The sequence below is a fragment of the Bacteroidota bacterium genome (assembly GCA_016706865.1).
Classification (GTDB): domain Bacteria; phylum Bacteroidota; class Bacteroidia; order Chitinophagales; family BACL12; genus UBA7236.
The window spans coordinates 1,384,526-1,397,392 of the sequence record JADJIS010000002.1 but is presented as its reverse complement, the minus strand read 5'-3'; the positions used below and the strand labels follow the sequence as shown (position 1 = coordinate 1,397,392).

The 12,867-nt window shown below is 36.4% G+C and carries 11 protein-coding genes and 1 pseudogene; 10 read left to right on the top strand and 2 right to left on the bottom strand.

The annotated features are described in order from the left end of the window. The first annotated feature begins 42 nt into the window (after positions 1 to 42). Both IPI31_08850 and IPI31_08845 read left to right on the top strand, forming a co-directional pair. Positions 43 to 1,257 carry a hypothetical protein gene (locus tag IPI31_08850; GenBank protein ID MBK7567922.1) on the top strand — a complete coding sequence of 405 codons (1,215 nt, stop codon included), beginning with the start codon at positions 43 to 45 and terminating at the stop codon, positions 1,255 to 1,257. A gap of 517 nt (positions 1,258 to 1,774) precedes the next feature. Further along, a pseudogene (locus IPI31_08845) lies at positions 1,775 to 3,312 on the top strand (IS1182 family transposase). Between the two features lie 134 nt (positions 3,313 to 3,446). On the opposite strand, the gene IPI31_08840 reads toward IPI31_08845, so the two are convergent. Beyond that, on the bottom strand, positions 3,447 to 4,493 hold the full coding sequence (locus IPI31_08840) for a hypothetical protein (protein ID MBK7567921.1): 1,047 nt from the start codon (positions 4,491 to 4,493) through the stop codon (positions 3,447 to 3,449). Positions 4,494 to 4,739: 246 nt separating this feature from the next. Between IPI31_08840 and IPI31_08835 the strand changes: the two genes are divergently transcribed. From IPI31_08835 to IPI31_08815, 5 genes are all read left to right on the top strand, one after another. Beyond that, on the top strand, positions 4,740 to 6,227 hold the full coding sequence (locus IPI31_08835; protein ID MBK7567920.1) for a T9SS type A sorting domain-containing protein: 1,488 nt from the start codon (positions 4,740 to 4,742) through the stop codon (positions 6,225 to 6,227). A gap of 147 nt (positions 6,228 to 6,374) precedes the next feature. Next, positions 6,375 to 7,511 carry an NAD(P) transhydrogenase subunit alpha gene (locus tag IPI31_08830; protein ID MBK7567919.1) on the top strand — a complete coding sequence of 379 codons (1,137 nt, stop codon included), beginning with the start codon at positions 6,375 to 6,377 and terminating at the stop codon, positions 7,509 to 7,511. A 12-nt stretch (positions 7,512 to 7,523) separates the two neighbouring features. Beyond that, complete coding sequence (locus tag IPI31_08825; GenBank protein MBK7567918.1) at positions 7,524 to 8,036, top strand: hypothetical protein; 513 nt, start codon at positions 7,524 to 7,526, stop codon at positions 8,034 to 8,036. A 1-nt stretch (position 8,037) separates the two neighbouring features. Next, entirely contained in the window at positions 8,038 to 8,379 is a 342-nt protein-coding gene (locus IPI31_08820; protein MBK7567917.1) for an NAD(P) transhydrogenase subunit alpha, read from the top strand. 95 nt (positions 8,380 to 8,474) lie between these two features. Continuing rightward, positions 8,475 to 9,866 (top strand): NAD(P)(+) transhydrogenase (Re/Si-specific) subunit beta, encoded by a 1,392-nt coding sequence (locus tag IPI31_08815; protein MBK7567916.1) that lies wholly within the window; start codon positions 8,475 to 8,477, stop codon positions 9,864 to 9,866. A 185-nt stretch (positions 9,867 to 10,051) separates the two neighbouring features. Here IPI31_08815 and IPI31_08810 read toward each other — a convergent pair whose 3' ends face one another. Next, entirely contained in the window at positions 10,052 to 10,282 is a 231-nt protein-coding gene (locus IPI31_08810; GenBank protein ID MBK7567915.1) for a hypothetical protein, read from the bottom strand. Between the two features lie 36 nt (positions 10,283 to 10,318). Between IPI31_08810 and IPI31_08805 the strand changes: the two genes are divergently transcribed. From IPI31_08805 to IPI31_08795, 3 genes are all read left to right on the top strand, one after another. Then, positions 10,319 to 11,542 carry an NAD(P)/FAD-dependent oxidoreductase gene (locus tag IPI31_08805; GenBank protein MBK7567914.1) on the top strand — a complete coding sequence of 408 codons (1,224 nt, stop codon included), beginning with the start codon at positions 10,319 to 10,321 and terminating at the stop codon, positions 11,540 to 11,542. An 85-nt stretch (positions 11,543 to 11,627) separates the two neighbouring features. Then, positions 11,628 to 12,374: a pirin family protein gene (locus IPI31_08800; GenBank protein ID MBK7567913.1), complete on the top strand. Its 747-nt coding sequence runs from the start codon at positions 11,628 to 11,630 to the stop codon at positions 12,372 to 12,374. Between the two features lie 122 nt (positions 12,375 to 12,496). Then, positions 12,497 to 12,865 carry a hypothetical protein gene (locus tag IPI31_08795; protein MBK7567912.1) on the top strand — a complete coding sequence of 123 codons (369 nt, stop codon included), beginning with the start codon at positions 12,497 to 12,499 and terminating at the stop codon, positions 12,863 to 12,865. Positions 12,866 to 12,867 lie beyond the last annotated feature (2 nt).

Sequence of the window (12,867 nt, the reverse complement as noted above, 5' to 3'; positions counted from 1 at the left end):
ATCAAAATATAATTATCTTTAGTTCTCTAAAAATCCAGGCACATGCGATTATTTAATTCCAAATCTGCAGTTATAATAACCATTTCATTTTTATCGATACTTGTAAACTCCTGCAAGTATGATGTTGCAATTTCAGACGAATTAAGTTTCAGAGGTGAAATAATTTCCTCCCAACTTTTACACGCTTATACCATTGAACAAACAGATTCGGTTTTAGCTGCTTATGATCCTGATCTTCTTACTTATCCAAATGATTATCCCATAGAAATTTATCGTGTTGTTTATAAAACAATTGATGCTTTTGGAAATGAAACTCAGGCTTCAGGCGCAGTTGTTTTACCTGTTACGGGTTCTTCTGCTTTTCCAAATTGTATTTATGAACACGGAACTGTATTAAAAAGATTTGATGTTCCCTCCTACGAAAGTGATGAACTTATTTTAGGAATTATTTATGCGTGTTCCGGATATATTATGAGTTTACCTGATTATTTAGGATTAGGAGATTCACCTGGGCGACATTTATATTGTCACTCTAAAACAGAAGCTACTGCAAGTATTGATCTTTTACGTGCAGCAAAAACATTATCCGCAGAAAAAAATGTTTTATACAACGATCAACTTTTTATTTTCGGTTATTCGCAAGGCGGGCATGCGGCAATGGCAACCACACGCGAAATACAATTAAATCACAGCGACGAATTTACAATTACTGCAAGCGCCCCAATGAGCGGACCCTACGATATGAGCGGAGCACAAACGGATTACGTATTAAGTGATGAACCCTATGGAGCTCCTTTTTATTTACCTTATTTAATGTTTGCTTATAATGAAGTGTATAAAATGTATGATAGTCCTTCCGATTTTTTAATTGCTCCATTTGATCAAACTATTCCACCTTTATTTGATGGAGAACACGAAGGTTGGGAAGTGGATGCAGTTATGCCTTCAGTGCCAAAAAATATAATTAAACCTGAAGTATTACAAGATTTTTTATCCAATGAAAATAACCCATTTCGAATTGCACTCCGCGACAACGACCTTACAAACTGGACACCGGAAGTTCCGTTAATGATGTTTTATTGCACTGCAGATGAATTAGTAAATTACGAAAATGCAATTAATGCGCAAGAGATTTTTAATTCGAATGGTTGCACATCAAGTACCCTCTATCAACCCTCCCCCTCCGCATCGCACACATCCTGTGCAGAACCTTGTTTTATTTTTGCGAGGATTTGGTTTGATGGGCTAAAAGAATGAAGGAATGAAGGAATTAAAGAATGAAAGAATGAAGGAATGAAAGAATTAAGCCCGACGACCTACCAGGTTTTTTTTAACCTGTGAGGTCTGTCGGGAAGGAGGAGAGAATTAAAAATGAAAGAATGAGAAAAAAGGGGGAATCCGCCGGTGGGCGGACAGGCGCGGATGACGCGGATCGAGCGGATTTAAAAGGATAAAAAAAAGATTGAGGAAATGAATTTTCTAGGATTTACTCAAAGTATTTTCGGAGGAATTGGATTGCAGAAATTGTACAGCAATTTATTGTGCAGAAAGCTTTGAAAAATCGCCAAAGAAACGTCTTCCCCTATGGGTAAGATAAGAGATGGGGCCAGATTTTGAATGAAGGAATGAAAGAATGAAGGAATGAAATTACGAATAATTAATTCCAAAGGCCAAAAAAAAGAGGCTGTCTCAAAAGGATAGCCTCTTTGTTTTGTACACATTTGGGTGTTTATATAGTTTTTTAAAAAATTATAGATTTTGAAGAGATTTGGAGATGGCAAAAAAATTAGTTTTCAAACCTTATTCTCCGAATCAATTGAATCTTTTACCTCCCTCACTCGAAGATTTAATCGAGAATAATCATCCGGTACGTCTGGTAAATCATGTTATTGATTCAGTAAATATCGATGGACTTGTGAAGCAATATAAAGGTGGAGGGACATCAAGTTACCACCCGCGTATGTTGCTGAAGATATTAATCTATGGATATCTGAATAACATTTATTCAAGCCGCAAGATGGAAGCTTCCGTGAAGGAAAACATTCACTTTATGTGGCTGAGTGGAATGAGTCGCCCGGATCATAATACATTAAATCGTTTTCGGTCGGAGAAATTAAAGGAGGGCCTGGAAAGTGTTTTTTCCCAGGTGGTGATGTTGCTCGCAGATCAGGGTTTAGTGAGTCTGAAGGAGATTTATACAGATGGAACAAAAATAGAAGCCAACGCTAATAAATATACTTTTGTATGGGGAAACGCGATCAGGACAAACCGGGAGAGAATGAGCCGTCAATTAAAGGAGCTTTGGGCCTATAGTCAGCAAGTGGCTGTGGAAGAACTCAACGATACTTCAGCAATTAGTTTTGAGGCAGCCGATCCGGAAAAAGTAAAACAAACCATCCAGGAAATAGATAAGGCAATAAGTGGAAAAGAAATACCCCAAAAGGTTAAACAGAAGTTGAATTATGTAAAAAAAAACTTCGTTGAGAACCTGAAGAAATATGAGCAGCATGAAAAAATATTAGCCGACAGAAACAGTTACTCCAAAACAGATCATGATGCCACCTTCATGCGCATGAAAGAAGACCATATGCTGAACGGCCAGCTGAAGCCTGGTTATAACCTGCAGATCTCTACCAATAATCAGTTCATCCTTAATTATACCCTTCACCAACAACCTAATGACAGCACAACTTTAAAAAAACCATCTCACTCATTTTAATAAATTGTACAATAGGCTTCCTGTAAATGTAATTGCAGATGCAGGTTATGGAAGTGAAGAAAATTATTTATGGTGCGATCAGCACAATATTACTCCCTATATCAAATACAATACATTTTACAAGGATGAAACAAAAGCCCATAAAAAAAAACAAGTTTGTAGCTTCCAATCTCCGATATGATAAACAGGAAGACATTTTATATTGCCCGATAAATGAACCGATGTATAATGTGGGAACACATCGAGACAAAAGCAGGAATGACTTTACCCAAATAGTTACCCATTACCAGGCTCAAAGCTGCACCGGGTGTGAGTTGAGGGATGCTTGCCATCAATCAAAAGGCGACAGGGTAGTAAAAATAAATCACAACCTCAGAAAATATAAAGCACAAGTTCATGCTCTTCTAACCAGTGAGAAAGGATTAAAACTACGACGACAACGATGTGTCGATGTAGAACCTGTCTTCGCCAATATAAAGCAGAATAAAAAGTTTAAACGATTTAATTTAAGAGGCATTAAAAAGGTAGAAATAGAAACAGGATTATTAGCATTAGCACATAATCTGAAAAAAATGAATGGTAAGCTCTCATAAAAAGACTTTTGCATTATGATTTTTAAACCCCAATCTATTTAAAGTCAAAGGCGAAACATCAAACTGGTCTTAAAAAATAAAAAGAGGCTATCCTTTTGAGACAGCCTCTTTTTTTTATTTTAGTTAATTAATTATCAATCGTCGATCACATCTTTTTGTAAAGTTTTAAAAACGTATTCGGTAAGTTCCATGCCGATCTTTGTTTTTACTCCGATCATTGCTGTTACTGCTGCTCCGCCGCCGCCCGGATAGATGATATCCATAACTTCTCCACTGGCCGGATTCATTACAAGATAACTATACAATACAGTATAAGTACCATTTACACTTGTAAATTGCGGAGAAATAATAAGATAAGGTTTTCCTTCTGTTTTAGCTAAAATGATACTATCATATTGCGCATCAGAAACTAATTCAAAAGGGAATTTATATAATGCTTTAATATCATTTTTGGTCAGGTCTTTATCAAGATCAGATTCGCGAATTACAACGGTCATTTGCTTTAATAATTTTGCATTTTCTTCCGCCATTTCACGCATATCTTTTGCTTTGGCATCTGCTAATCTGTTTTCCATGTACCATGCACAATATTGTAAACCGAAAGTAAGATCACTTTTTTGTGGAAATACATGCGGTAATCCTATTTCCATAATAGGAAGTTTTTTTGTGTTCTTGATATTTTCTATCAGATCTATTCTGATATAAGTTGAACTGCTCCAATCTGCTTTTTGTGATTTAATATCACCTTCTTTCAGATCATAATAATTCCAATCCAAACCCGGATCAGAATCGCTCACGTTAAATACCATATTCGTTTCGCGATTAAAAGCATAAATTACTCCGTATTCTTCACTTTTTGCTTTTTGAAGTGCTTTTGCCTGTTCCCAGGTTTTGTAAACAACTTCCGTTTCATAAGGCCAGAAATTTTCGATAGCAACTTTCAAATTAGCATTGTATTCATCCAATGCTGCTCTATAGGCTGGAAGAGCTGCTTCTTTATGCAATTTGGTTAATTTTTCAACAACCTTTTCATTTTCAACCTCGGTTACCACAATTAATTTGCGGTTTTTGAGGTCTTCAATTTCTTCCACTTTACCATAAGACCATTGACCATTGGCTGCAAAACTGATCAATAGCAGTAAAGTCATAACACTTGTGCTGACAATGCTGATTTTTTTCATAGCTGATTTTTTTTTCGTAAAGATATAGATTTTGGCAATAAATGTCGAAAACACGTTCCAGAGCCATTAAATTGGGCTTTTACCATGATTTGTTATATTCTTTTTGTCGAATTAATTATGCCAAAATTTTAATTTTTCTGAGATGTTTCATTTTCTAATTTGATTTCTATCTCTCTTATCAGTGACCTACATCGTAATTAAAAATTACCACCTGCAATACCTTTATTCTCAATTAAAACCATATGTATGAAAACAATTCGATATATTAATAAGTGGTTGCCGGGTGCAACACTTTTTTTACTTTTTTTTATGTGGAGTGGTGCAATTTTAGCTCAAACAGGAGGTGCAATTTATGAAGTAGGACCGCTTATGAACAAGGAACGGATCTTTCCGTTTTCTGCAACTTTAGATGATGGCAGGGTGGTGGCTTTTGGCGGAAGGGAAGTGGGATTTGTTTCAGGTATAAATGCCGATATCTATGATCCTGAATCCAACACTTTTACAGAAGTTACCATGAATTATCCGCATGATGGAACCTGTGTTTTGAAACTGGATGATGGTCGTTATTTAATTTTAGGAGGAAGTTACGACTGGGGAATTCCTGCAATAACCTCCACCGAATTATTTGATCCAGAAACAGATGTTTTTAGTGTTTCAGGTGATATGGTTTACCCGAGAATGCAATTAGCAGCAGCTCAATTGGATAATGGTAAAATACTAATTGCAGGTGCTTGGTATAATACGGAGGCAGCTACCTATGGTGAAATTTATGACTTAACCACAGGAAGTTCTACTCTTACAGGTGCTTTGCTCAATCCAAGAGCCCAAACTTTAGTGTTGCCAACCGATGATGGAGGTGCAGTTGTTTGCGGAGGCTGGACAAGTTATGGAGAAACCATGGTGATGGCAGTGGAATATTATGATAAAAGTACAAATTCGTTTTCTTTATTAAGCAGCGAATTAATTCCTGAGGATCCGGGATGGATAACTTATTCCAATATGAAAGTGATAGCTGATCAACGTTTGGACAATGATAATTATATTATGTTGGCTTATCGTTATGATCCTGATTTGGAATATGCATTGATCACCTTCGATCCAGAATTAAAAACATTCTCAAAGGTTGCTACCTTCAACACGACTGAGGATGCATTAACTGATGGTGGAATTTTTGATTTCGTGCTGGATAAAGATGCAAATTATGCATATTTACTTGCAGCCGACGCATTATTTGATCCTATTCATGTTGGTTTGATAGCAGTTGATCTGGATAACGGAAATAAATATTATCCGCCGGATTCTTATGTTTTACCTGTCTCTGAATATTTAAGCCCAACTCTTGTTTTCATGCCTGAAAATGATAAAATATTATTAATGGGCATAAGCTCTGCAACCGGTTCTTATTTTTATGCAACCGATAAAACCTATCTCTTAACTCCAACAATTAATGTTGGTATTGAAAATATGGAATTCACAAATCAGAATATCTATTGTTATCCAAATCCTGTAATGAACAATTTTACAGTTTATATGAGTTCAATTTTACCTGACAAATACACCATTAATTTAGTGGATATTGCAGGTAGAACAGTTTGGTCGGAAGTTAAAACAGAATCCGGAACCGGCGAGGCAAGTTGGAATTTTTCCGGCTTAAATGTTCCATCCGGAATCTATCAATTGACAATTTCAGGAAAAAGCGATCGATTTAGCATTCCTGTATTAGTAAATAAATAAATGATTTTTTATTATTGTTTTGAGAAAGCAACTCTTAAAGGGTTGCTTTTTTTTTGCAGGGAAAGCCCTCTTTTGCAATAATATCGCTCTTCAGGTATTGAGAACGGGAATAATTTCGGATATTTGCCCATTCCAAAACCAAAATTCATGATAATAGGAATTTTGGGAGAAGGTTCAGCCGATAAACGTGTGGCTATCACACCTGAGCATATCTCCTCCTTACTGGCCTTAAAGGCACAAAAAATAGTTGTAGAAACCAATGCGGGCGCCAATGCCAGCTATCCTGATGCGGATTATACCGCAAAAGGTGCTGTTATTGCCTCCAGGCAAACCGTTATGTCAGATAGCGACATCCTGATCATGATCCATCCGCTGGAAAGCAGTGAGTTAACGGGTTTGAAGGGAAAAGTGCTGATAGGTGGTTTTAACCCACTTGTGAACAAAAATTTTGTTACCAGTTGTCTGAATGCAGGCGTATCTGCCTTCAGCCTCGACGTTATTCCAAGAACCACAAGAGCCCAAGCGATGGATATTTTGTCAAGCATGGCAACTGTGGCAGGTTATAAGGCAGTTTTACTTGCCGCAACCACTCTGCCGAAGTTCTTTCCGATGTTCATGACCGCCGCAGGAACCATTACCCCCGCTAAAATTGTAATTTTAGGAGCAGGGGTTGCCGGATTACAGGCTATTGCAACTGCTAAACGTTTAGGAGCAGTTGTGGAAGCGAGTGATGTAAGAACTGCAGCGAAAGAAGAAGTACTGTCCTTAGGAGCAAAATTTATTGAAGTGGAAGGCGCAACTGAAGATAAAGGCGCCGGTGGATATGCCGTTGAACAAAGCGAGGAATTTAAAAAACGTCAGCAACAAAAAGTGCAGGAACATGCTGCTAAAGCGGATGTTGTAATTTGCACGGCACAAATACCCGGACGTAAAGCACCTATATTATTGCAAAAAGAAACGGTTATGCAAATGAAACCCGGTTCTGTTATTGTGGATCTTGCTGCTTCTACCGGAGGAAATTGCGAATTAACGGAAAATGGCAAAACGATAAATGTGAATGGTGTCACTATAATTGGCGACAGCAATTTGCAGGCATCCATGCCTTTTGATGCAAGTAAAATGTTTGGAAAAAATATTCTGAATTATATTAAACTTCTCATCGACAAAGAGGGAAATATCAATCTGAATTTTGAAGATGATCTTGTTACCGGTACTTGCATAGCTCATAACGGCGAAATAAAAAATGAACGCGTTAAATCAGTAATGACTCAACCAGTTTCCTGATAAAAAAGCATTATGAAAAAAATACTTTTTTACTTTATCGGTTTATTTCTGACACATTTCTGTTCCGCACAAATTGTGCAGGCAACCGATCTGTTGAAAATGCATTCCTGCACAAATTACGATTGTGCAAATTCGTTAATTGAGGAAAATGGATATCTATATTCCGACACTCCTATAAAACAAGAAGGTAAAACGGGATATCTCTATACACATCCAACAGAAAAAAAATTGACAACTAGTGAGCAATCAACTATTAATGTTTATCACACCATTGTATATGAATTAAATGAATCGAGTTCAGAAATGGTGATCTATTATTTTTATGGTGATGAAGAATATCAGGATCTTTTAAAACAATTAGAGACACTGGGATTTAAAAAATTATTTGTTTCGGATAAGGAAGGTGGATTTACTTATTTTCTTACAAGTTCTCCTGATTATCCGGGAAAGGCATTACATATAGAAGCCGAAACCAGAGTAAAAGACAATCATAAATACACAGAATACACTTTAAATATATTATAACATGCAAGAAATTATTTTATTGAATGCCGTTGATACAGTTGGTGCATTTTTAACTGCACTCGACACCTGGGATATCATTTATATTCTTTTACTCGCAGCCTTTTTAGGGGTGGAATTAATTAGTAATGTTCCGGCAATTTTGCACACACCTTTAATGAGTGGTGCCAATGCAATTCACGGAGTTGTTATTATCGGTTCCATTATTGTAATGGGCCACGCTGAACCCGATAATTATCTCGCAATAGTGCTCGGATTTTTAGCCGTTGTACTTGGAACATTAAATGTTGTGGGAGGATTTGTGGTAACGAACAGAATGTTGCAGATGTTTAAAAAGAAGAAATAAAATGCAGTGGCAGTGGCAGTCACAGTCACAGTCGCAGTCGCAGTTTAAATAGAACCAAACTCATAACTCATTACTCATAACTCATTACTCATCTTATGGAATATTACGACATATTAAAAATTTGTTACTTACTCGGAAGTATCTCTTTTATTGTGGGATTAAAAATGCTTTCAAAACCTGATACCGCAAAAAAGGGAAATCTTTTTGCCGGAATAGGTATGACCATTGCAATTTTAGGAACAATATTATTTCACAGAGATCCGGAAACTGATGAAAGCATTGGCAACCTCGGTTATATTGCCGGTGCAATTGTTTTGGGTACGGTGATAGGATATTTTGCTGCGATGAAAGTGAAGATGACTCAGATGCCGCAAATGGTTTCTTTATTTAACGGTATGGGTGGTGCCTGCGCAGCATTAATTGGAATTGTGGAAATGAGTACACATCATCCGGAAGAATGGGGTGAAAGATTAATTATATTTTTAGGTTTAATGATAGGTTCCGTTTCTTTTGCAGGAAGTATGATCGCATACGGTAAATTGGAAGGAAAAATTAAAGATTACGGAAGCAAATTTTTGCAATTTTTTAATAACACATTCGTTTTTGCAATTTTAGCAGTTATTATTTATGCATCCATAACGGCCGGATTGAGTGATAATATTATCTGGATAATTTTTGGAGCATCATTACTATACGGAGTATTTTTTGTGTTACCGATCGGCGGTGCGGATATGCCGGTGGTAATTTCATTATTAAATTCATTTACAGGTGTTGCGGCTGCGTTTGGTGGATTTTTATACGACAATCAGGTGATGCTTACAGGTGGTATTTTGGTGGGAAGTGCTGGAACAATTTTAACGATATTAATGTGCAAAGCCATGAACAGAAGTTTGTGGAATGTAATTATCGGAGCATTCAGTGCAAGCGGACCAGGAAGTAAATCAACAGAAGGATTATCCATTCGCGAAATAAGTGTTTCCGATGCGGCAATATTATGTTGTTATGCAAATAAAGTAACAATTATTCCAGGATATGGTCTCGCAGTTGCACAGGCACAGCACACTTGTCACGAATTTGAAAAAGCGCTGGAAGCAAAAGGTGTTGAAGTAAATTTCGCCATTCATCCTGTTGCGGGTCGTATGCCCGGGCATATGAATGTATTATTGGCAGAAGCGGATGTGCCTTATGATAAATTAAAAGAGATGGATGATATCAATCCTCAATTACCAAATACGGATGTTGTAATTGTAATTGGAGCTAACGATGTTGTAAATCCTGCAGCAGAAACTGACCCCTCCTCTCCTATTTACGGAATGCCAATTATTAAAGCAACCACTGCAAAAAATGTAATCGTAATGAAACGAAGCATGGCAAAAGGATATGCGGGCATCGAAAACGAATTATTTTACGAAGCAAAAACGCGAATGCTTTTTGGTGATGCTAAAGCGACTTTGGAGAAGTTGATAGCGGAAGTGAAAAATGTATGACATGGGATACAGGACACGGGACACGGGACTTGACATAGGACATTGGAAATGGACATAGGAAATAGGAAGTAGGAAATAGGATGACTAGTCGTAAACATTAATATCTGAATATTTCTCTGATTTTATATTACGCGTTACCAATCCGCCGCGGTGGACAAATTACCAGATTACTAAATTACCAAATGCTATAACCGCTTCCATTCTCTTTCAATTGCGGCTCTTAATTTGTCTTTTTTGATATTTTCACTGTCGATATATTCTTCAAAATAACCACAACTCATACATACATAAACGGAGACTGAAATATTGGTCCAGCCGGAAACACCTACAGTACTTCTTTCGCCCCTTTTTAATATGGTATCGTTGGTGTAAATTTCAGTGCCTTTGCATTTGGGACATGTTTTAGTTGCTTTCATAAGGCTAATGTAGGGTAATTTGCTTTTATTTGCAATATGCAAAAAACACTTGCTGTGATTGGAGGAGGTGCTGCCGGATTCTTTGCGGCAATAAATGCTGCGGAATCGAATCCGGAAATTGATATTCATATTTTTGAAAAAGGAAATAATTTTCTCTCCAAAGTAAAAATTTCAGGGGGAGGAAGATGTAATGTAACAAACGCATGTTTTGAACCGGAATTATTGGTGTCGAATTATCCCAGAGGTAAAAAAGAATTATTAGGTCCATTTTATATTTTTAATCCTGAACACACAATTGAATGGTTTGGAAAAAGAAATATTAAAATTGTAAGGGAAGAAGATGGAAGAATGTTTCCTTCCACAAATTCTTCGCAAACTATAATTGATTGTTTTATGGAGGAGGCTGCGAGACATAAAATTCATTTACATCTTCAAACAGGTATACAGGAAATATTGAGAGATGAAGATGGAAAATGGAAATTAATATCCTCCGATAAAAAAGAATTTCTGACTGATAAATTATTAATTACAACGGGAAGCAGTAATCAGATATGGAGCATTCTGAAACAACTCGGGCATACAATTGTGCCTCCCGTTTCCTCATTATTTACATTTAATATTAAAGATCCAAGAATTAATGACCTGATGGGAATTAGTGTGCCGAATGTCACCTGTTCCATCGAAAATACAAAATTAACTACATCAGGACCCTTATTAATAACGCACTGGGGATTGAGCGGACCGGCAATTTTAAAACTTTCAGCATGGGCAGCAGTGGAACTTAATGCGTTACAATATAATTTTCAATTGCGAATTAATTTTATCCCTGAATATAACTATCAGTCGTGTCTAGAATTATTATCTGCCAACAGAAAAACATCTCCAAAAAAAACTATTCTTTTAACCAATAATTTTAATTTGCCAAACCGGCTATATAAAAGTATTTGTGATTTTGCGGAAATACCTGGTGTTTTAAATTGGAGTGATATTTCCAAAGAAAAAATTCAATTACTTTCAAAATTGCTTACGGAAAGTATTTTTGAAGTGAGGGGTAAAAGTAATTTTAAAGACGAATTCGTTACATGTGGAGGAGTTAAATTACAGGAGGTTGATTTTAAAACGATGCAAAGTAAAATTTGTCCCAACCTGTATTTTGCAGGTGAGGTATTAAATATTGATGCTGTAACGGGAGGATTTAATTTTCAGGCGGCTTGGACAACGGCATTTATTGCTGCGAAGGCTATTGGTATAAATTTTTAGCCACGAATGACACGAATGCACACGAATTAGAAAACTTTAGATAGGAACTAATTCCAAATATTAATTGTATCAAATTAAAAAAATTATGGCTATCCAAATTTATCCGGTGGAGAAACAAATAAAGGGTGGTTTTAACGACGGAGAGATCGTTGAAAACAAGCCTATACAGATGTCGCATGACAAAAGTAAATTGCAACCCTATTCCAACATCTTTTATTGGGCCCATGCGAGTGCAACTGTCACGAGTACTATAGGTTTGCATCCACATCAGGGTTTTGAGATCATGTCGTTCGTATTAAAGGGAACCATAGAACATTACGACACAAAAAACAAAAAATGGATTCCATTAAAGGCAGGTGATGTGCAGATAATTCGCGCCGGAAGTGGTATCAGTCATGCAGAAAAAATAACAGAAAATTCTTCTATATTTCAGATATGGCTAGATCCTGATATTTCGAAATCCTTTTATCAGCCAGCCACCTATAATGATTATGAAGCAGAGATGTTTCCTGTAATTACCAAAAATGGATTTACAATTAAAACATTTAAAGGAGAAGGTGCTCCTTTGGAAATGCAAACGCCGGGAATTAACATACAGGAAATAACTTTTAGTTCCGGTTCACATAAATTAGAACTGGAGAATGATCAGATACATTCCATGTATTTAATGGATGGAGATATGCTTTTAGAAAATAGGACATTAAATCCCGATGATTTTATTGTTGTGGATGAACATAACACGTTGAATTTCTCTTCCGAAACCGGTGGGAAAATCTTTGTAATAAGCTCCCTGTCTGAAGTTCCATACGAAACTTATGTGGCATCTAGATAATTGCAGAAGCTCAACAATCACGAAAAATTGAATGGATATTTTCATGAAATTGCTATTAACATTCAATCCCTTGAAGGATATATATGAATATTCAGGAAATTTATATCTTTGACAAAAACAATATGAAAATATCCAGCGTCCTCCTGATTTTAATACTGTTATCTGCTTGTAAAAGTGAAACAGATAAACTAATTGATAGTTATGAATCAAAGGTTATAACCTATGAGGAACTTGTAGATGATGGCTTAGAAAAGAATAAAGCTGAAATCAATGCCTTGGGTGATGACATAAGTGCCATTATGGATGCCATAGGAAATCAGCAATTATCCGACGAACAACAATCTGCCGTAACCGGTATTTCCTTGAGATTTCAATTATCCCTTATGTTGGTGCAACAGGATATGTCCAAATCCATGGATGCTACAATTGATTCTATATTAGGTGGACTTGATAGTTTAACCATTGAACCGATTTTTCCGGATAGTTTATAAAA

Bases quoted from the DNA above. Each gene is read 5' to 3' on its own strand.
- IPI31_08850 (MBK7567922.1), top strand. From the start codon at position 43: ATGCGATTATTTAATTCCAAATCTGCAGTTATAATAACCATTTCATTT.
- IPI31_08800 (MBK7567913.1), top strand. From the start codon at position 11,628: ATGGCTATCCAAATTTATCCGGTGGAGAAACAAATAAAGGGTGGTTTT.
- IPI31_08805 (MBK7567914.1), top strand. From the start codon at position 10,319: ATGCAAAAAACACTTGCTGTGATTGGAGGAGGTGCTGCCGGATTCTTT.
- IPI31_08795 (MBK7567912.1), top strand. From the start codon at position 12,497: ATGAAAATATCCAGCGTCCTCCTGATTTTAATACTGTTATCTGCTTGT.
- IPI31_08815 (MBK7567916.1), top strand. From the start codon at position 8,475: ATGGAATATTACGACATATTAAAAATTTGTTACTTACTCGGAAGTATC.
- IPI31_08830 (MBK7567919.1), top strand. From the start codon at position 6,375: ATGATAATAGGAATTTTGGGAGAAGGTTCAGCCGATAAACGTGTGGCT.
- IPI31_08835 (MBK7567920.1), top strand. From the start codon at position 4,740: ATGAAAACAATTCGATATATTAATAAGTGGTTGCCGGGTGCAACACTT.
- IPI31_08840 (MBK7567921.1), bottom strand. From the start codon at position 4,493: ATGAAAAAAATCAGCATTGTCAGCACAAGTGTTATGACTTTACTGCTA.
- IPI31_08820 (MBK7567917.1), top strand. From the start codon at position 8,038: ATGCAAGAAATTATTTTATTGAATGCCGTTGATACAGTTGGTGCATTT.
- IPI31_08810 (MBK7567915.1), bottom strand. From the start codon at position 10,282: ATGAAAGCAACTAAAACATGTCCCAAATGCAAAGGCACTGAAATTTAC.
- IPI31_08825 (MBK7567918.1), top strand. From the start codon at position 7,524: ATGAAAAAAATACTTTTTTACTTTATCGGTTTATTTCTGACACATTTC.